General features: G+C 65.0%; 14 protein-coding genes. 6 read left to right on the top strand and 8 right to left on the bottom strand.

Going from position 1 to position 16,777, the window contains the following annotated elements:
• Window positions 1–27: 27 nt before the first annotated feature.
• Window positions 28–1,482: a xanthine dehydrogenase small subunit gene (xdhA, locus tag FIV02_RS14935; RefSeq protein ID WP_037050570.1), complete on the bottom strand. Its 1,455-nt coding sequence runs from the start codon at window positions 1,480–1,482 to the stop codon at window positions 28–30.
• A gap of 340 nt (window positions 1,483–1,822) precedes the next feature.
• Entirely contained in the window at window positions 1,823–2,956 is a 1,134-nt protein-coding gene (locus FIV02_RS14930) for an alkane 1-monooxygenase (protein WP_152489072.1), read from the bottom strand.
• A gap of 234 nt (window positions 2,957–3,190) precedes the next feature.
• Between FIV02_RS14930 and FIV02_RS14925 the strand changes: the two genes are divergently transcribed.
• From FIV02_RS14925 to ligA, 4 genes are all read left to right on the top strand, one after another.
• Window positions 3,191–3,850: a GntR family transcriptional regulator gene (locus FIV02_RS14925; RefSeq protein WP_037050575.1), complete on the top strand. Its 660-nt coding sequence runs from the start codon at window positions 3,191–3,193 to the stop codon at window positions 3,848–3,850.
• Window positions 3,851–3,856: 6 nt separating this feature from the next.
• Window positions 3,857–7,345: a chromosome segregation protein SMC gene (smc, locus tag FIV02_RS14920; protein WP_152489071.1), complete on the top strand. Its 3,489-nt coding sequence runs from the start codon at window positions 3,857–3,859 to the stop codon at window positions 7,343–7,345.
• Window positions 7,346–7,515: 170 nt separating this feature from the next.
• The gene (gene zipA, locus FIV02_RS14915; RefSeq protein ID WP_152489070.1) at window positions 7,516–8,337 is read left to right on the top strand and encodes a cell division protein ZipA; all 822 of its coding nucleotides are present in this window, start codon (window positions 7,516–7,518) and stop codon (window positions 8,335–8,337) included.
• A gap of 102 nt (window positions 8,338–8,439) precedes the next feature.
• Window positions 8,440–10,803: an NAD-dependent DNA ligase LigA gene (ligA, locus tag FIV02_RS14910; protein WP_152489069.1), complete on the top strand. Its 2,364-nt coding sequence runs from the start codon at window positions 8,440–8,442 to the stop codon at window positions 10,801–10,803.
• A gap of 410 nt (window positions 10,804–11,213) precedes the next feature.
• Here the strand turns inward: ligA and FIV02_RS14905 are convergent, their stop codons facing one another.
• From FIV02_RS14905 to FIV02_RS14885, 5 genes are all read right to left on the bottom strand, one after another.
• Window positions 11,214–11,582: a glutathione S-transferase N-terminal domain-containing protein gene (locus tag FIV02_RS14905; RefSeq protein ID WP_152489068.1), complete on the bottom strand. Its 369-nt coding sequence runs from the start codon at window positions 11,580–11,582 to the stop codon at window positions 11,214–11,216.
• Window positions 11,583–11,645: 63 nt separating this feature from the next.
• On the bottom strand, window positions 11,646–12,191 hold the full coding sequence (gene folE / locus FIV02_RS14900) for a GTP cyclohydrolase I FolE (RefSeq protein ID WP_037050603.1): 546 nt from the start codon (window positions 12,189–12,191) through the stop codon (window positions 11,646–11,648).
• A gap of 200 nt (window positions 12,192–12,391) precedes the next feature.
• Entirely contained in the window at window positions 12,392–12,949 is a 558-nt protein-coding gene (locus FIV02_RS14895; protein ID WP_150605669.1) for a Smr/MutS family protein, read from the bottom strand.
• Between the two features lie 110 nt (window positions 12,950–13,059).
• On the bottom strand, window positions 13,060–13,380 hold the full coding sequence (locus FIV02_RS14890; protein ID WP_037050607.1) for a hypothetical protein: 321 nt from the start codon (window positions 13,378–13,380) through the stop codon (window positions 13,060–13,062).
• 81 nt (window positions 13,381–13,461) lie between these two features.
• The gene (locus FIV02_RS14885; protein WP_037050610.1) at window positions 13,462–14,058 is read right to left on the bottom strand and encodes a cysteine hydrolase family protein; all 597 of its coding nucleotides are present in this window, start codon (window positions 14,056–14,058) and stop codon (window positions 13,462–13,464) included.
• A 155-nt stretch (window positions 14,059–14,213) separates the two neighbouring features.
• Between FIV02_RS14885 and FIV02_RS25020 the strand changes: the two genes are divergently transcribed.
• Window positions 14,214–14,339, top strand: coding sequence for a hypothetical protein (locus FIV02_RS25020; RefSeq protein ID WP_256662970.1), 126 nt, complete (start codon window positions 14,214–14,216; stop codon window positions 14,337–14,339).
• An 86-nt stretch (window positions 14,340–14,425) separates the two neighbouring features.
• Window positions 14,426–15,346, top strand: a complete 921-nt coding sequence (gene prmB / locus FIV02_RS14880) for a 50S ribosomal protein L3 N(5)-glutamine methyltransferase (RefSeq protein WP_152489067.1) — start codon at window positions 14,426–14,428, stop codon at window positions 15,344–15,346.
• Between the two features lie 612 nt (window positions 15,347–15,958).
• On the opposite strand, the gene FIV02_RS14875 is transcribed toward prmB, so the two are convergent.
• A complete protein-coding gene (locus tag FIV02_RS14875; protein WP_037050614.1) occupies window positions 15,959–16,759 on the bottom strand; it encodes a hypothetical protein in 801 nt (266 codons plus the stop codon).
• Window positions 16,760–16,777: the final 18 nt, after the last annotated feature.

Genomic DNA, 16,777 nt, shown 5'->3' with positions numbered 1-16,777 from the left:
CCGGCGGCGGATCAATTCACTGCACGCTTACGCGTAAGCGGTAACCCGGGTTTCGATCTCGGGTGACTGCTGTTCCAGGAAGAACTTGCGCAGCAGGTTCTGGGCAGTGAGCAGGCGGTATTCCTTGCTGGCGCGGAAATCCGACAGCGGGGTGAAGTCTTCACTCAGCGCCTCGCAGGCGCGTTCGATCACGCCTGGATACCAGGCCGAGCCGACCAGGGCCGCTTCGCAGGCGCTGGCGCGTTTGGGGATGGCGGCCATGCCACCGAAGGCGATGCGCGCTTCGCTCACCACGCCGTCGACGAGGGTCAGGCTGAACGCCGCGCAGACGGCGGAGATGTCGTCGTCGAGGCGCTTGGACACCTTGTAGGCGCGGAACGCCTGGTTCGCCTGCTTGCGTGGCACGATGATCTTCTCGATGAACTCGGCTTCCTGGCGAGCGGTCACCTTGTAGTCGAGGAAGTACTCCTGCAGCGGCAGGATGCGCCGGTTGTTGCCCTGGCGCAGGGCGATCTGCGCACCCAGGGCGATCAGCAGCGGCGGGGCGTCGCCGATGGGCGAGGCGTTGCCGATGTTGCCGCCCAGGGTGCCCTGGTTGCGGATCTGCAGCGAGGCGAAGCGGTGCAGCAGCTCGCCGAAGTCCGGGTATTCGTGCGACAGCGCTGCGTAGCAGTCGGACAGCGCGGCGGCGGCGCCGATCTCGATGGCACTGTCGGTCACTTCGATGCGCTTCATGTCTTCGATATGGCCGACGTAGATCATCACCGGCAGTTCACGGTGGAACTGGGTGACTTCCAGGGCCAGGTCGGTGCCGCCAGCCAGCAGGCGCGCTTCGGGGTTGGCGGTGTAGAGGTCGGCCAGGTCGGCCACGGTCAGCGGTACCAGGCAGCGCTTGTCGCCACTGTTGAGTTCGGCGGTTTCACGCGGGGTGATGGCCTTGAGCTGGGCGACGGTGTCGCTCTCGAAGGCATCGAACTGGTCCGGCTGCTTCTGGCAGCAGGCCTGCTCGGCGGCGTCGATGATCGGGCGGTAGCCGGTGCAGCGGCACAGGTTGCCGGCCAGGGCCTCCAGCGTAGCGCCCTTGTCGTAGCCGCTGGCGCCTGACGCGGCCTGATTCTTCTGCAGGGCGAACAGCGACATGATGAAACCGGGAGTGCAGAAACCGCACTGCGAACCGTGGCAGTCGACCATCGCCTGCTGCACGCTGTGCAGCTTGCCCTGGTGCTTGAGGTCTTCGACGGTGATCAGTTGCTTGCCGTGCAGGCTGGAGACGAAGGTCAGGCAGGAGTTGAGGGTGCGGTAGCGTACGCGCTCCCCGATCAGTTCGCCGACCACCACGGTGCAGGCGCCACAGTCGCCGGAGGCGCAGCCTTCCTTGGTTCCGGTCTTGCCGACGTGTTCACGCAGGTAGTTGAGCACGGTGACGTTGGGGTCCAGGGCATGCTCGGTACGCAGCTCCCGGTTGAGTAAAAACTGGATCAAGGACGACCTCCAGGCACTTTATTGTTATGAATCGGTTGGCCGCCAGTGAAATGCACGCGTCGCAAGGCGCTGGCGCGGTTGCCAATAGGGGCAATCTAGAGATTTCTGACTTTTGGGTCAATAAATATTTGACCTGGCGGTCAGCTGTTTGTCATGCGTTTCGGTTATGAGCGGCTGATGCAGAAAGCGTAGCGACTTTCATGCCAGTGAAGGGCGCTGGCACGGGGCCTGGAGAGGGGGAGGCGGTGTGAGCCAGGAGAGGGTTGCGCGCATGGCGTGCGGTGCAGCAAAACAGCCCCGGGCGCTTGCGCGGCCGGGGCTGGCTGGGGGCGAGTGAGGCTCAGGTCAGCTGCGATTCGCTCAGCTGGTGTTCCTCGCCGGCGTAGTAGGCGCGCACCTTGGGGTCCATGATCGCGCGCCACAGTGGCGGAAAGAGGGCGAGCACGATCATTCCGGCATAACCGTTGGGGAGTTGCGGGCTGTCGTCGAAATGGCGCAGCACCTGGTAGCGCCGCTTGGCGTAGGCGTGGTGGTCGGAGTGGCGCTGCAGGTGGAAGAGGAACAGGTTGGTCAGCAGGAAGTTGCTGTTCCACGAGTGATGCGGCGTGGTGCGCTCGTAGCGGCCGTTGTCCAGTTTGCGCCGGTGCAGGCCGTAGTGCTCGACGTAGTTGACGATCTCCAGCAGGGTGAAGGCCATCAGCGCCTGGCCCAGGAAGAACAGTGCGCCCAGCCAGCCGAAGGCCAGGCTGAAACCGAGCAACAGCAGCGCACTGATGGCGTACCACCAGATCAGCTCGTTGCGCCAGTGCAGGGCAGGCAGGCCGCGGCGCTGGAGGCGCTCGGCCTCCAGCCTCCAGGCATTGAGGAAGTTGTGCTTGTAGGCATGTGGCAGGAAGGCGTACAGGCTCTGGCCAAACCGCGAGGACGAGGCGTCTTCCGGCGTCGAGACATGCACATGGTGGCCACGCACGTGCTCCACCTTGAAGCCGGCGTAGCACACCGCTGCCAGCAGCAGGCCGCCGGCGTTCTGTTCCAGCGCCGCATCCTTGTGAATCAGCTCGTGCGAGACAGTGATGCCGATGGCGCCCATCACCGTGCCCACCGAGAGTACCCAGCCGAGCTGGCCGACCCAGCTCCAGCCCGCGTAACTGACGAATATCCAGGCGCTCCAGACCAGCATCGCCAGCAGCAGCGGCACCGTCGCCAGGCTCAGCAGGCGATAGTAGCCCTGGGCTTCCAGGGCTGGCACCTCGTCGCGCTCGTCCGGGTTGGCCGGGTCGCGGCCCACGACGAAGTCGAGCAGCGGAATCACGCCGAACACCACCGTGATCACCAGCCAGGCCCAGGCGTCGGCATGAGCGCTGCCCAGCGACCAGTGGTAGCTGAGGGGGATGCCGAGCACCGGGATCAGCCAGATCCAGTAGCCGACCTTTTTCAGGGCGAGCATCCAGTGCGAGGGAAGTCTTTCGAACATGCCGGTCTCCGTCTGATTGTTGTTATGAACTGACATGTAGGATTGTAGGGCAATCAGTTTTTGTGACCATGGCTTCATGGCCAACCTTTAGAACGGAAAGCACATGCCGCGGACGCTTGGCCCGGTAACACCCTGTGTTACACTCGCCGCCAGATTTTCTTGCTTCCGCCCAGCCGTGGCGGGGCCCCCAGACTCGACCGCCTGCCCGCTGTATCGACGCACATAAGGAATGTCATGACGTTCAAGGCCCCGGACAGCCTCGCCGAGCAAATTGCCCACTATCTGGCCGAACGCATCATTCGTGGTGAGCTCAAGGAACGTGAGCGCATCCAGGAGCAGAAGGTCACCCAGGCCCTGAATGTCAGCCGTGGTTCGGTGCGCGAGGCACTGCTGATTCTCGAACGTCGCCACCTGATTGTGATCCTGCCGCGCCGGGGTGCCCAGGTCAGCGAACTGACCGCACATCACGTCACCAGCCTCTATGCGCTGACCATCGAACTCTACGCCATGCTGGCCCGCGCGGTGATCGAAGGGTGGAAGGTGGAAACCGACCTGGCGCCGTTCATCGACATCCAGCAGCGCCTGCTGGACAGCCTGCAGCGTGGCGACATCGGCGCCTTCGTCGAGAACAGCTTCGACGTCATGCGCGCGGCCTTTCCCTTCGCCGACAATCCCTACCTGCAGGAAACCCTGGAGAACCTGTTGCCGGCCATCAGCCGCACCTATCACCTGGCGCTGGAGCGCCGCAAAGGCGAGATGGGCCAGTTCATGGGCACCTTCGCCAGCCTGCTGCAGGCGATCATCGGGCGTGACCACGAGCGTGCCCGCGAAGTCCTGCAGGCCTACGGTCAGCACAACTGCCAGCTGGTGCTGGCGACCCTGGCGGAGCGCTAAGCCCCGATGCGCCTGAAGAGCATCAAGCTGGCCGGCTTCAAGTCCTTCGTCGATCCGACGACGGTCAGCTTTCCCAGCAACATGGCAGCGGTGGTCGGGCCCAACGGTTGCGGCAAGTCCAACATCATCGACGCCGTGCGCTGGGTGATGGGCGAAAGTTCGGCGAAGAACCTGCGTGGCGAGTCGATGACCGACGTCATCTTCAACGGCTCCAACACGCGCAAGCCGGTGACCCAGGCGTCCATCGAGCTGATCTTCGACAACAGCGACAACTCGCTGGTGGGCGAATACGCCGCCTTCGCCGAGATTTCCATCCGCCGTCGGGTCACCCGCGACGCGCAGAACACCTACTTCCTCAACGGCACCAAGTGCCGCCGCCGCGACATCACCGACATCTTCCTCGGTACCGGCCTGGGGCCGCGCAGCTACTCGATCATCGAGCAGGGCATGATCAGCAAGCTGATCGAGGCCAAGCCCGAGGAGCTGCGCAACTTCATCGAGGAAGCCGCCGGCATCTCCAAGTACAAGGAGCGCCGTCGCGAGACCGAGAATCGCATCCGCCGCACTCAGGAAAACCTGGCGCGCCTGACCGACCTGCGCGAGGAGCTGGAGCGCCAGCTCGAGCGCCTGCACCGGCAGGCCCAGGCTGCGGAGAAGTACCAGGAATACAAGGCCGAGGAGCGTCAGCTCAAGGCTCAGCTGCTGGCGCTGCGCTGGCAGACCCTGAACCAGCAGGTCGGCAGCCGCGAGCAGGTGATTGGTGACCAGGAGGTGGCCTTCGAGGCCCTGGTGGCCGAGCAGCGCAGTGCCGATGCCAGCATCGAACGCCTGCGCGACGGTCATCACGAGCTGTCCGAGCGTTTCAACCTGGTGCAGGGCCGTTTCTATTCCGTGGGCGGCGATATCGCCCGCGTCGAGCAGAGCATCCAGCACGGCCAGCAGCGCCTGCGCCAGTTGCAGGATGACCTGCGCGAGGCGGAAAAGGCGCGCCTGGAAACCGAGTCGCACCTCGGCCACGACCGTACCCTGCTGGCCACCCTGGGCGAGGAGCTGGAGATGCTCCTGCCCGAGCAGGAGATGACTGCCGCTGCTGCCGAGGAGTCCGCCGCCAGCCTGGAGGAAGCCGAGACCACCATGCACGGCTGGCAGGAGCAGTGGGACAGCTTCAACCAGCGCAGTGCCGAGCCGCGTCGCCAGGCCGAGGTGCAGCAGTCGCGCATCGCCCAGCTGGAGCAGAGCCTCGAGCGCCTGAGCGAGCGTCAGCGTCGCCTGGGCGAAGAATTGCAGCAACTGGCTGCCGATCCCGAAGACGCCGCCATTCTCGAACTGAGCGAACAGCTGGCCGCCGGCGAACTGGAGCACGAAGCCCTGCAACTGGCCGAGGAGCAGCAGGCCGAGCGCCTGCAGCAGTTGCGCGAGGAGCTGCAGCAGGCCGGTCAGGCGCAGCAGCAGGCACAGGGCGAGTTGCAGCGTCTCGATGGTCGCCTGGCCTCGCTGGAGGCGCTGCAACAGGCCGCGCTGGATCCGGGGCAGGGCGCTGGCGAGTGGTTGCGCGAGCAGGGTCTGCAACAGCGTCCGCGCCTGGCCGAAGGGCTGCGCGTGGAGGCCGGCTGGGAGCTGGCGGTGGAGACCGTGCTCGGCGCCGACCTGCAGGCCGTGCTGCTGGACGATTTTGCCGGTCTGGATTTCTCCGCGCTGGAACAGGGCGAGTTGCGCCTGCTCAGCCCCGCCAGGGGCGGCATGCGCAACGCCGGCAGCCTGCTGGACAAGGTGGAGGCGAGCCACGACCTGTCGCCCTGGCTGGCCGGTGTGCGTCCGGTCGAGTCGCTGGAGCAGGCGCTGGCGGCGCGTGCGCAACTGGCCGAGGGCGAAAGCCTGATCAGCCGTGACGGCTACTGGGTCGGTCGGCACTTCCTGCGTGTGCGTCGCGCTGCCGAGGCGGACAGTGGCGTGCTGGCGCGCGCTCAGGAGCTGGAGCGCCTGCAGCTGGAGCGCGAGGAGCGCGAGGCGGCGCTGGCGCAACTGGATGAGCGTCTGCTGGGCCTGCGTGACGAGCAGCGTCGTCAGGAAGAGCAGCGTGAGCAACAGCGTCGCCAGGGCCAGGAGCTTGGCCGCCAGCTGGCCGAGCTGAAGGCGCGGCTGTCCGCCAGCCAGGCCAAGGCCGAGCAGCTGGGGCTGCGTCGCCGTCGTCTGCACGACGAGCTGCAGGAAGTGGCCGAGCAGCGTGAGTTGGAGCAGGAACAACTCGGTGAAGCGCGCCTGCACCTGCAGGATGCGCTGGATGCCATGGCCCAGGACAACGAGCAGCGCGAGAGCCTGCTGGCCAGCCGTGACAGCCTGCGCGAGCGCCTCGACCGGGTGCGTCAAGAGGCCCGCCAGCACAAGGATCATGCCCATCAGCTGGCGGTGCGCCTCGGCTCGCTCAGGGCGCAGCACGACTCCACTCGCCAGGCGCTGGAGCGTCTGGAAATGCAGGCCGAGCGCCTGCACGAGCGGCGTGAGCAGCTGTCACTGAACCTGGAGGAGGGCGAGGCGCCGCTGGAAGAGCTGCGCATCAAGCTCGAGGAGCTGCTCGAACGGCGCATGGCGGTGGACGAGGAGCTGCGTCAGGCACGCCTGACCCTGGAAGATGCCGATCGCGAACTGCGCGACGCCGAGAAGCGTCGCAGCCAGGCCGAGCAGCAGGCGCAACTGCTGCGCGGCCAGCTGGAGCAGCAGCGCATGGACTGGCAGTCGCTCAACGTGCGCCGCAAGGCCCTCGCCGATCAGCTCGCCGAGGACAATTACGACCTGCACGGGGTGATCGCCACGCTGCCGGCCGATGCCACGGAGAGTGCCTGGGAAGAGGAACTCGAGCGCATGGCCGCGCGTATCGCGCGTCTTGGGCCGATCAACCTGGCGGCGATCGACGAGTACCAGCAGCAATCCGAGCGCAAGCGTTATCTGGATGCGCAGGATGCCGATCTGGTCGAAGCGCTGGAAACCCTGGAAAATGTCATTCGCAAGATCGACAAGGAAACGCGCAATCGTTTCAAGGAAACTTTCGATCAGATCAATGGCGGTTTGCAGGCACTCTTTCCAAAAGTTTTCGGTGGCGGCAGTGCTTATTTGGAACTCACCGGCGAAGATTTACTCGATACCGGTGTAACCATCATGGCGCGGCCCCCGGGCAAGAAGAACAGCACCATCCATTTGCTCTCCGGTGGAGAGAAGGCGTTGACCGCCCTGGCACTGGTGTTTTCCATCTTCCAGCTCAATCCGGCGCCGTTCTGCATGCTGGACGAAGTGGATGCGCCGCTGGACGATGCCAACGTGGGTCGTTATGCGCGCCTGGTCAAGGAGATGTCGGCAACGGTGCAGTTCATCTACATCACCCACAACAAGATCGCCATGGAAATGGCCGATCAATTGATGGGGGTTACCATGCACGAGCCGGGCTGCTCGCGTCTGGTGGCAGTGGATGTCGAAGAGGCACTGGCGATGGTGGAGAGCTGATGCGTCTGCCTGTGTAAAGTTGCCTTTCGTCGTGCTAGCTTATTGCCCACTTTTGTTACACGCGGAAAACGTCAGACAGAACATGGAGTTGGCGCCGCGTTTTATAGTCGAGTCAGGGTCCGATTGATTGGATCTTTTTTTCACCAGAATTTTTAAGGGTCAGGTATTTCATGGAATTCGGTCTGCGCGAGTGGCTGATCGTTATTGGCATCATCGTTATCGCTGGCATTCTGTTCGACGGCTGGCGTCGCATGCGCGGTGGCAAGGGCAAACTCAAGTTCAAACTGGACCGCAGTTTCGCCAATATGCCGGATGACGACAGTGATCCGGATCTGCTCAGCCCGCCGCGGGTGGTTCAGCGTGACCTCGAACCGCAGCTGGATGAAGACGACCTGCCCTCGATGAGCGCCAAGGACCTGCCGCGCCGTCCACGTAACGAACCGCAGCAGGGCGACCTCAACCTGGCCATCGACGAGCCGGTGCCGACCCTGCTCAACCCGGTCGATGACGAACCCGTCGAGCCGAAGAAACCCGCCAAGCCGGCTGCCGATGCCGCACCGGTCGAGGAAGTGCTGGTGATCAACGTGGTTGCTCGCGATGACTTCGGCTTCAAGGGCCCGGCGCTGCTGCAGAACATTCTCGAGAGCGGCCTGCGCTTCGGCGAGATGGACATCTTCCACCGTCACGAAAGCATGGCCGGCAACGGCGAGGTGCTGTTCTCCATGGCCAACGCGCTCAAGCCGGGCACCTTCGACCTCGATGACATCGAAGGCTTCAGCACCCGCGCCGTGAGCTTCTTCCTCAGCCTGCCCGGCCCGCGTCATCCCAAACAGGCCTTCGACGTCATGGTTGCGGCAGCGCGCAAGCTGGCCCATGAGCTGGGCGGCGAGCTGAAGGACGACCAGCGCAGCGTGATGACTGCGCAGACCATCGAACATTATCGCCAGCGCATCGTGGAGTTCGAGCGCCGGCAGTTGACCCAGAAACGCTAAAGAGCAGCGGCAAGCTGCGAGCCTCAAGCTCAAGCCAAGCGCTTGGCTTGGGGCTTTTTTGTTCTTGCCGCTGCAAGTTTGTCGCTTGAGGCTTTATCTGCAATGACCGACGTCGCCCAACGTATATCCGCACTGCGCCAGGAACTGGACGCGCACAACTACCGCTATTACGTGCTGGACGAGCCCAGCGTGCCAGACGCCGAGTACGACCGCCTATTTCGCGAGTTGCAGGCACTGGAGGCCGAGCACCCGGAACTGGTGACGCCCGATTCGCCGACCCAGCGCGTCGGCGGTGAAGCCCTCGGCGCCTTTGGCGAGGTGCGTCATGAGGTGCCGATGCTCAGCCTCGGCAATGCCTTCGAGGAAGACGACCTGCACGCCTTCGACCGCAGCGTGCAGAGCGGCCTGGGCCTGGCTGGCGGCGACCTGTTCGGCGGCGGTGCCGAGGTCGAGTACAGCTGCGAGCCCAAGCTCGATGGACTGGCGGTAAGCCTGCTCTACGAGAACGGCCAGCTGGTGCGTGGCGCTACCCGTGGCGACGGCAGCACCGGTGAGGACATCAGCAGCAACGTGCGCACCATCCGCAACGTGCCGCTCAAGCTGCAGGGCGAGGGCTGGCCGCAGGTGCTGGAGGTGCGCGGCGAGGTGTTCATGCCCAAGGCCGGTTTCGAGGAACTCAATGCACGCCAGGCCGAGACTGGCGGCAAGACCTTCGCCAATCCGCGCAACGCGGCCGCTGGCAGCCTGCGTCAGCTCGACCCGAAGATCACCGCCAGCCGTCCGCTGGAGTTCTGCTGCTACGGCGTCGGGCAGGTCAGCGGTGAGCTGGCGGGTACTCAGGTGGCCATGCTGCAGCAACTCAAGGCCTGGGGCATTCCCATCAGCCGCGAGCTGAAGCTGGCCAGGGGCGTGCAGGATTGCCTCGCGTACTACCGCGATATCGGCGAACGGCGCATGAGCCTGGCCTATGACATCGATGGCGTGGTGTTCAAGGTCAACAATATCGAGGATCAGCAGCAGCTGGGCTTCCGTGCACGTACGCCGCACTGGGCCATCGCCCACAAGTTCCCCGCGCAGGAGGAGCTGACCGAGCTGCTCGACGTCGAGTTCCAGGTCGGTCGCACCGGCGCGGTGACGCCGGTGGCGCGGCTCAAGCCGGTCAAGGTGGCGGGCGTGATGGTGGCCAATGCCACCCTGCATAACATGGACGAGGTGGCGCGCCTGGGGGTGATGATCGGCGATACGGTGATCATCCGCCGTGCCGGTGACGTGATCCCGCAGGTGATGGCGGTGGTGCCCGAGCGCCGCCCCGATGATGCGCGACCGGTGCATATCCCCGAGCAGTGTCCGGTGTGCGGCTCGGCGGTGGAGCGTACCCAGCTGATCAAGCGCAGCAAGGGCAAGGAAAGCGTCAGCGAAGGCTCGGTTTACCGCTGCGTCGGTCGCCTGAGCTGCCAGGCGCAGCTCAAGCAGGCGATCATCCACTTCGTCTCGCGCCGCGCCATGGATATCGACGGCCTCGGCGACAAGACCATCGAGCAACTGGTCGACGAAAAGCTGATCGCCTCGCCGGCCGATCTGTACCAGCTGACCTTCGAGCAGATCATCGGCCTGGAAGGCTTTGCCGAGGTGTCCAGCAACAAGCTGCTGGCGGCCATCGAGGCCAGCAAGCGACCGACGCTGGCACGTTTCATCTATGCCCTCGGCATTCCCGATGTCGGCGAAGAAACCGCCAAGGTGCTGGCGCGCTCGCTGGCATCGCTGGCGCGGGTGCGCCAGGCGCTGCCGGAAGTGCTCACCTACCTGCCGGACATCGGTCTGGAAGTGGCGCATGAGATCCACAGCTTCTTCGAGGATGCGCACAACCAGCAGGTCATCGACGCGCTGCTCGGTGCCTGTGGCCTGCAGTTGCAGGAGGAGGGCGAGCTGAGCGCCGAGTTCAGCGCCGTCGCCACCCTCGGTGGCATGCTCGACAAACTCAATATTCCCAGTGTCGGTCCGGGTGCGACGCAGAAGCTGGCCGAGCGTTTCGGCAGCCTGGAAGCGGTGCTCGGCGGTGACTGGCTGGACATGCGCCAGACGCTGCCGGAGCGGCAGGCCAAGGCCGTGCGTGAATTCTTCGACGGCGAAGGCAACGCTCAGCGCGCCCGCGCCATCGAACAGCAGCTACGTGACTTCGGCATGCACTGGGAAAGCGAGAAGAAGGTCGTCGAGGGGCTGCCCCTGGCCGGGCAGACCTGGGTGCTCACCGGCGCATTGACGGTCAATCGCGATGTGGCCAAGGACAGGCTCGAAGGGCTTGGCGCCAAAGTGGCGGGCTCCGTGTCGGCCAAGACCCATTGCGTGGTGGCCGGGCCCGGCGCCGGATCGAAGCTGGCCAAGGCCAGCGAGCTGGGGATTCAGGTGCTGGACGAAGCGCAGTTCCGCAGTTTCCTGCGTGACAAGCACCAGATCGAGCTGGATTGACACCGTAGGGTGGATGGCGCTTTTTTCATCCACCACGGCGATGGATCGGTTGCGGATGGTCTTGCGTGGCGGTGGATCGGTGAAGCGCGATCCACCCTACGGGTAGGGTGGATGGCGCTCTTTTCATCCACCAGGGCGATGGAGCGGTTGTGGATGGCCTCGCGTGGCGGTGGATCGGTGAAGCGTGATCCACCCTACGGGTAGGGTGGATGACGCTCTTTTCATCCACCAGGGCGATGGAGCGGCTGTGGATGGCCTCGCGTGGCGGTAGATCGGTGAAGCGTGATCCACCCTACGGTCTGGACTGGACGACGTGCGGTTATCGAACGCTGAACCTGTAGGAGCCGGCTTGCCGGCGAGCTGATCGGAGAAGCATCGCCGGCAAGCCGGCTCCTACGAAAAGCTTGGCGTCAGCCGGCGAAGCGCTGGTCGAGGTAGGCGATGATCGCCTTGGACTCGTACAGCCAGGTGCTCTGGCCGTTTTCCTCGATGCGCAGACACGGCACCTTGATGCGTCCGCCCTGTTGTTCGAGGGCCTGGCGATGCTGGGCGTCGTTCTTGGCGTCGCGCAGTTCCACCGGCAGGTTCAGGCGGTGCAGGTTGCGGCGTACCTTGACGCAGAACGGGCAGGCATGGAACTGGTACAGCGCCAGGTCGGCAGTGGCCTGTTCGACCTGGGCCTGAGCCTCGGGGCTGCGCGCCAGCTTGCGCGGACGGCTGATCCAGTCACCGAACACGACCAGCTGGCCCAGGCCGATGCGGAGGGCTTTTAGCAACATTGTCTCTACTCCTGAAATGCGCACGGCCGTTCACGCGGGTGAACGGCCGTGGTTGTCCGCCGCTTAGCGAACCAGATTGAGGAACTCGCCACGGGTGGCCGGGTTCTCGCGGAACTCGCCGAGCATCACCGAGGTGACCATGGAGGAGTTCTGCTTCTCCACGCCGCGCATCATCATGCACATGTGCTGCGCTTCGATCACCACGGCGACACCCAGGGCGCCGGTGACCTGCTCGATGGCCTCGGCGATCTGCCGGCTGAGGTTTTCCTGGATCTGCAGGCGGCGGGCGAACATGTCGACGATGCGGGCGACCTTGGACAGGCCCAGCACCTTGCCATTGGGGATATAGGCGACATGGGCCTTGCCGATGAACGGCAGCAGGTGATGCTCGCACAGCGAATACAGCTCGATGTTCTTCACCAGCACCATCTCGCTGTTATCGGAGCTGAACAGCGCACCGTTGGTGACCTCTTCGAGGGTCTGCTCATAGCCGCGGCAGAGGTACTGCATGGCCTTGGCGGCGCGCTTGGGGGTATCCAGCAGGCCTTCACGAGAGACGTCTTCGCCCAGTTGGCCGAGGATGGCGGTGTAGTGTTGTTCCAGGGACATGGAGATTCCTGTTGGGTATCGAATGGCGCAGGGTAGGGCGCGAAACGGGGCCTGACAAGTACGTCAGGCGCCTGGAGGGCACCTCCGCCAACTCCCTGCGTCGTTTAAGACCGGCTGGCAGGCCAGCCCGGTCGAATGCTCATCTGCTGCTCGTGCACTGCGAGGGCCTCGTCTGCGTCTGGCAGGCGGTCAATGCCCGTTCACTCGTCGCGGCCGTCCATCATGGTGCGCTTGAGCATCACGTACACCGCGCCGGTACCGCCGTGCTTGGCCAGGCAGGACGTGAAGCCGAGCACCTTGGGGTGCTGGCGCAGCCAGGTGTTGACGTGGCTCTTGATCATCGGCTTGCGCCCGTCCATGCGCACGGCCTTGCCGTGGGTAACTCGCACGCAGCGGACTTCCAGCCTGGTGGCCTCGGCAAGAAACTCCCACAGGGTATCGCGGGCTTTCTCGACGCTCATGCCGTGCAGGTCGAGGCTGCCCTCGAAGGCGATCTGGCCCAGCTTGAGCTTGCGCATCTGGCCGTCCTGCACGCCATTGCCGGCCCAGTACAGCGGGTCTTCGGCGCCGACGTCGATGACGAACTGATCGGAAAGGCCGTCCACCTTGGTCTCGCCCTGGCTGATGGTCGCCGCCTGGCGCAGGGCCGTGAGCTGCTTGCGATCGGGTTTGGGTTTGCCGGTATCGGCGCGGTCGTGCTTGAGCGGCTTGACGCCACGCAGCTCGGCCTGGAACAGGGAAAAGTCGTCGTCTTGCATCGGTGGCTCCGCGAAACAGGCGGCTATCTTACCCAAATGCCAGGCGGTTAAGCGCAGAAAGACGGACTCGACTGGCGATCATCCCGCCCGATGGTGATGCGGTATCGCGCTCAATCGCGCTTCTTCATCAGGTTCGGTGACAGGCTCAGGTCGCTGGGGCGGCGCAGGCGTCTGCGGCAGCGCCGCCAGAAGGCGATGCCGGCCCAGAGCAGGAACAGGCCGAGCAGCAGCAGGACAATGGCTTCGCCGGTCGAGTCGTTGAGCGTGCCCAGTACCGGTGCCCGCCCAGCCAGCGAGGCGACGCCCGCCATCCCCAGAAGAATGCCGAACGCCGCCAGCAACGCGCCCAGGCCAGCCCCGATACGCAGGCTCCAGCTTCTCGGCTGGCGCGGGCGCAGGCGGCGTGCATCGAAATCGTCGGACAGCTTCATTCCGATTTCCTCCGGGTTATCGGCGGTGTGACCGGTCGCTTTCTCTGGAGTTCCGCCGCTCTGGCAAGGTTGCGACGTGCGTCAAATCAGCGATTTGCTGTGCGGCACGAGGGTGGCGAAGTTGTCGCCCAGGGCGATCATCTCGATGCGATGGACCTCGGCTGCGGAGATCACGCTGCCGTCTGCTGCAGGCAGGTCGCGAGTCGCGCAGGCAGCGTCGACCAGTGTGCAGCGATACCCGTAGTCCTTGGCGGCACGCACGGTGGTGCTGACGCTGGAGTGGGTCATGAAACCGCACACGATCAGGTCGAGATGGCCGAGCGCCTGCAGACGGTCGTGCAGTTCGGTGCCGGCGAAGGCGTTGGGCAGGCGCTTCTCGACCACGATCTCGCCGGCCAGCGGAGCGGCTTCCGGCAGGTGGCGACCGCGGGGGCCGCTGGGGTCGAGCAGGCCGCCGGGGATGCCGAGGTGCTTGACGTGCACGATGTCGGCACCGGCGCTGCGCGCGGCAGCCAGCAGGTTGGCGATTTCCGCCAGCGCAGGGTTCAGGCCGGGCAGGGCGAGGACGCCGCTGCGGTACTCCTCCTGGGCATCGATGATCAGCAAGGTCGCATTGTTCAGGCTGGCCGGTGCGTGGCCACGACCGGTGAGCTGGAACATGGTTTGCGGATGGGACATCTCGGGCTCCTGGCTGATGGTGATAATGTGCCATTGTCCGCTTGCCAGCGCGGTCTGTGAACCTCTATCTGCGCCAAAGCTTGCTCAGTGCAGGTTGCCGGAGCAGAATCGGAACTGCCTTGAAGGACTCAGGGTCGTACGCAAAAGGAGTTGCCATGTCACTTTTGTCGCAGTTTTCCCCGCATTTCTGGCTGTTGTTCTCCATCGCCGTGGCCATCGCCGTGCTGCGCGAGTTGCGCCGTCCCAGTGACGATGGTGACTCCTGGCGCGACAAGCACTAGCCGCGCCAGGATTCGTTCGCCACAGGCCCATGCGCCTGCTGCCTGCTCTGGGCTAAACTTCCGCACTTTTCATCCGGAGGCCGCCCGTGACCGCTCTCACCACCCGTTTACGTACCCTGCGCGACTACATCCGCTGGGCCGTCAGTCGTTTTCAGGCCGAGCAGCTGTTCTTCGGCCATGGCTCCGACAACGCCTGGGACGAAGCGCGCCAGCTGGTGCTCGGGGCGCTGCACCTGCCCTGGGAAATCTCCGATGCCTACCTGGACTGTCGCCTCGAGGACGAGGAACACGCGCACCTGCAGGCGCTGCTCAAGCGGCGCATCGAGGAGCGCGTGCCGACCGCCTATCTGCTGGGGGAGGGATGGTTCTGCGGTCTGCCGTTCGTGGTCGACGAGCGTGTGCTGGTGCCGCGTTCGCCTATCGCCGAGCTGATCGATCGTCATTTCGCCCCCTGGCTGCCGAGCGAACCAGCGCGCGTGCTGGATCTGTGCACCGGCTCGGGCTGCATCGGTATCGCTTGCGCCTACGAATTCCCCGAGGCCGAAGTGGTGCTGGCTGACCTGTCCTTCGACGCGCTGGAGGTCGCCAACCAGAACATCGAGCGTCACGGGCTGGAGGAGCGCGTGTACTGCGTGCAGGGCGATGGCTTCGCCGGTCTGCCGGGCCAGCGCTTCGACCTGATCGTCTCCAACCCGCCTTACGTCGACGCGGAAGACTTCGCCGACATGCCTGCCGAGTACCAGCACGAGCCGGCCATGGGCCTGGCCTGCGGCGACGATGGCCTGGACCTGGTACGGCGCATGCTGGCCGAGGCTGCCGACCACCTCAGCGAGCGCGGCCTGCTGATCGTCGAGGTGGGCAACAGCCAGGTGCATGTCGAGGCGCTGTACCCCGAGGTAGATTTCACCTGGCTGGACTTCCAGAACGGTGGGCACGGCGTGTTCCTGCTCGCCGCCAAGCAGTGCCGCGACCATCAGGCGCTGTTCCGTTCGCGTATCGGGGCGTGATGGGCATGCTTGTTCGCCATGCATATCGGCATGGCGTACACCGCTGATCGCGGCTGAAGCCGCTCCTACAAAAGCAGCGGGGTGATCAGCGCGTAGGGTGGATGTCGCTTCTTACATCCACCGCAACGTTGGCTCGATACAGCGCGAACCACCCAGCGCGCGACACGCCGATGCAATTGCGGGAGCGGCTTCAGCCGCGATCCGGGAAGCTCGCCGCTCAAGCGCCTCGCTCCACGCTGTGCGCCGCCGGCGTGCTCCGCGCGTGGCGGCGTAGGGTGGATGTCGTTTCTTACATCCACCGCAACGTTGGCTTGATAAAGCGCGAGCCACCCAGCGAGCGATACGCCGATGCAAGTGTGGGAGCGGCTTCGCCCCGCGATCCGGGAAGCTCGCCGCTCAAGCGCCTTCCTCCACGCGGTGCGCCGCCGGCGTGCTCAGCGCGTGGCGGCGTAGGGTGGATGTCGCTTTTTACATCCACCGCAACGTTGGCTCGAAACAGCGCGATCCACCCTGTGAGCGACACGCCGATGCAAGTGTGGGAGCGGCTTGAGCCGCGATCCGCGGAGCTCGCCGCTCAAGCGTCTCCCTCCAGGCTGTGCGCCGCCGGCGTGCTCAGCGCGTGGCGATCCAGATCAGCAAGCCGGCCTGAAACAGGCTGAAGGCGATGAGGCAGGTGATGGTGAAGCGCAGGCCGGTATCCTCGCGCTTGAGGCGATCGACCCGGTCTTCCAGCTTGCGCAGCTTGACGCTCTGCTCCTGCAGGTTCTGGTCGGCCTGCTGCAGCATGGCGGCGGCGTCCAGCAATTCGATGATCTGCACCTTCTCGGCCTGCCAGTCGCCGTGCAGCGAGCTGACCCGTGGTGCACTGTAGAAGGGCTTGAGCTGCAGCGGATCGCTGTATTCGATGGTGAAGCCCTGCGCCTTCAGAGCGTGGTCGCGCCGTTCACGGGCGGCTTCGTTGAAGTTGTCCTTGGTCGGCAGGGCGCCGCCCTCGACCTGATAGTGAGCGAAGTGCTTGCGCGCCCAGGCGATGCCCTGGGCCATGAGGAAGCGCCCGAGGCCCCGATTGGCCGGCTCCACGCTCAGGCCCTTGTCCGGGCCGAAGCGAATTTCCTTGCGCTGGTGGTCGGCCCAGACTTCCAGCAGGTTCTGTTGGCGATGCAGGCGCTGCCCGGGCACCTGCACGGTCAGGCGCAGCAGGCTGAGGTCCTTGGCGTTGCGCTCGACCCGGCCCAGCTGGACAAACCGCAGCGGCCTGGGGCCGGTCTCGCGGTCGACGGGCAGCGGCGCCAGGCGCAGCAGGCTGAACTGTTCCGCCGGCAGCTCAGACCAGGGATGTGGCGCGGCGGGCGTTTCGCTGCCTGCGGCTGCGTCTTCGGGGGCTTGCGCCGCCGGGGCTGGGTTCTCGCTCATGGGCGTCCTGTGCGCTTG

The organism is Pseudomonas sp. THAF187a (assembly GCF_009363395.1).
GTDB classification, from domain to species: domain Bacteria; phylum Pseudomonadota; class Gammaproteobacteria; order Pseudomonadales; family Pseudomonadaceae; genus Aquipseudomonas; species Aquipseudomonas khazarica.
Note: the sequence above shows the minus strand (reverse complement) of the source record. Positions and strands in the feature narration are given on the sequence as shown.

Coding starts and splice junctions, on each gene's coding strand:
- FIV02_RS14930 (WP_152489072.1), bottom strand. CDS start 2,956: ATGTTCGAAAGACTTCCCTCGCACTGGATGCTCGCCCTGAAAAAGGTC.
- FIV02_RS14925 (WP_037050575.1), top strand. CDS start 3,191: ATGACGTTCAAGGCCCCGGACAGCCTCGCCGAGCAAATTGCCCACTAT.
- smc (WP_152489071.1), top strand. CDS start 3,857: ATGCGCCTGAAGAGCATCAAGCTGGCCGGCTTCAAGTCCTTCGTCGAT.
- zipA (WP_152489070.1), top strand. CDS start 7,516: ATGGAATTCGGTCTGCGCGAGTGGCTGATCGTTATTGGCATCATCGTT.
- ligA (WP_152489069.1), top strand. CDS start 8,440: ATGACCGACGTCGCCCAACGTATATCCGCACTGCGCCAGGAACTGGAC.
- FIV02_RS14905 (WP_152489068.1), bottom strand. CDS start 11,582: ATGTTGCTAAAAGCCCTCCGCATCGGCCTGGGCCAGCTGGTCGTGTTC.
- folE (WP_037050603.1), bottom strand. CDS start 12,191: ATGTCCCTGGAACAACACTACACCGCCATCCTCGGCCAACTGGGCGAA.
- FIV02_RS14895 (WP_150605669.1), bottom strand. CDS start 12,949: ATGCAAGACGACGACTTTTCCCTGTTCCAGGCCGAGCTGCGTGGCGTC.
- FIV02_RS14890 (WP_037050607.1), bottom strand. CDS start 13,380: ATGAAGCTGTCCGACGATTTCGATGCACGCCGCCTGCGCCCGCGCCAG.
- FIV02_RS14885 (WP_037050610.1), bottom strand. CDS start 14,058: ATGTCCCATCCGCAAACCATGTTCCAGCTCACCGGTCGTGGCCACGCA.
- FIV02_RS25020 (WP_256662970.1), top strand. CDS start 14,214: ATGTCACTTTTGTCGCAGTTTTCCCCGCATTTCTGGCTGTTGTTCTCC.
- FIV02_RS14875 (WP_037050614.1), bottom strand. CDS start 16,759: ATGAGCGAGAACCCAGCCCCGGCGGCGCAAGCCCCCGAAGACGCAGCC.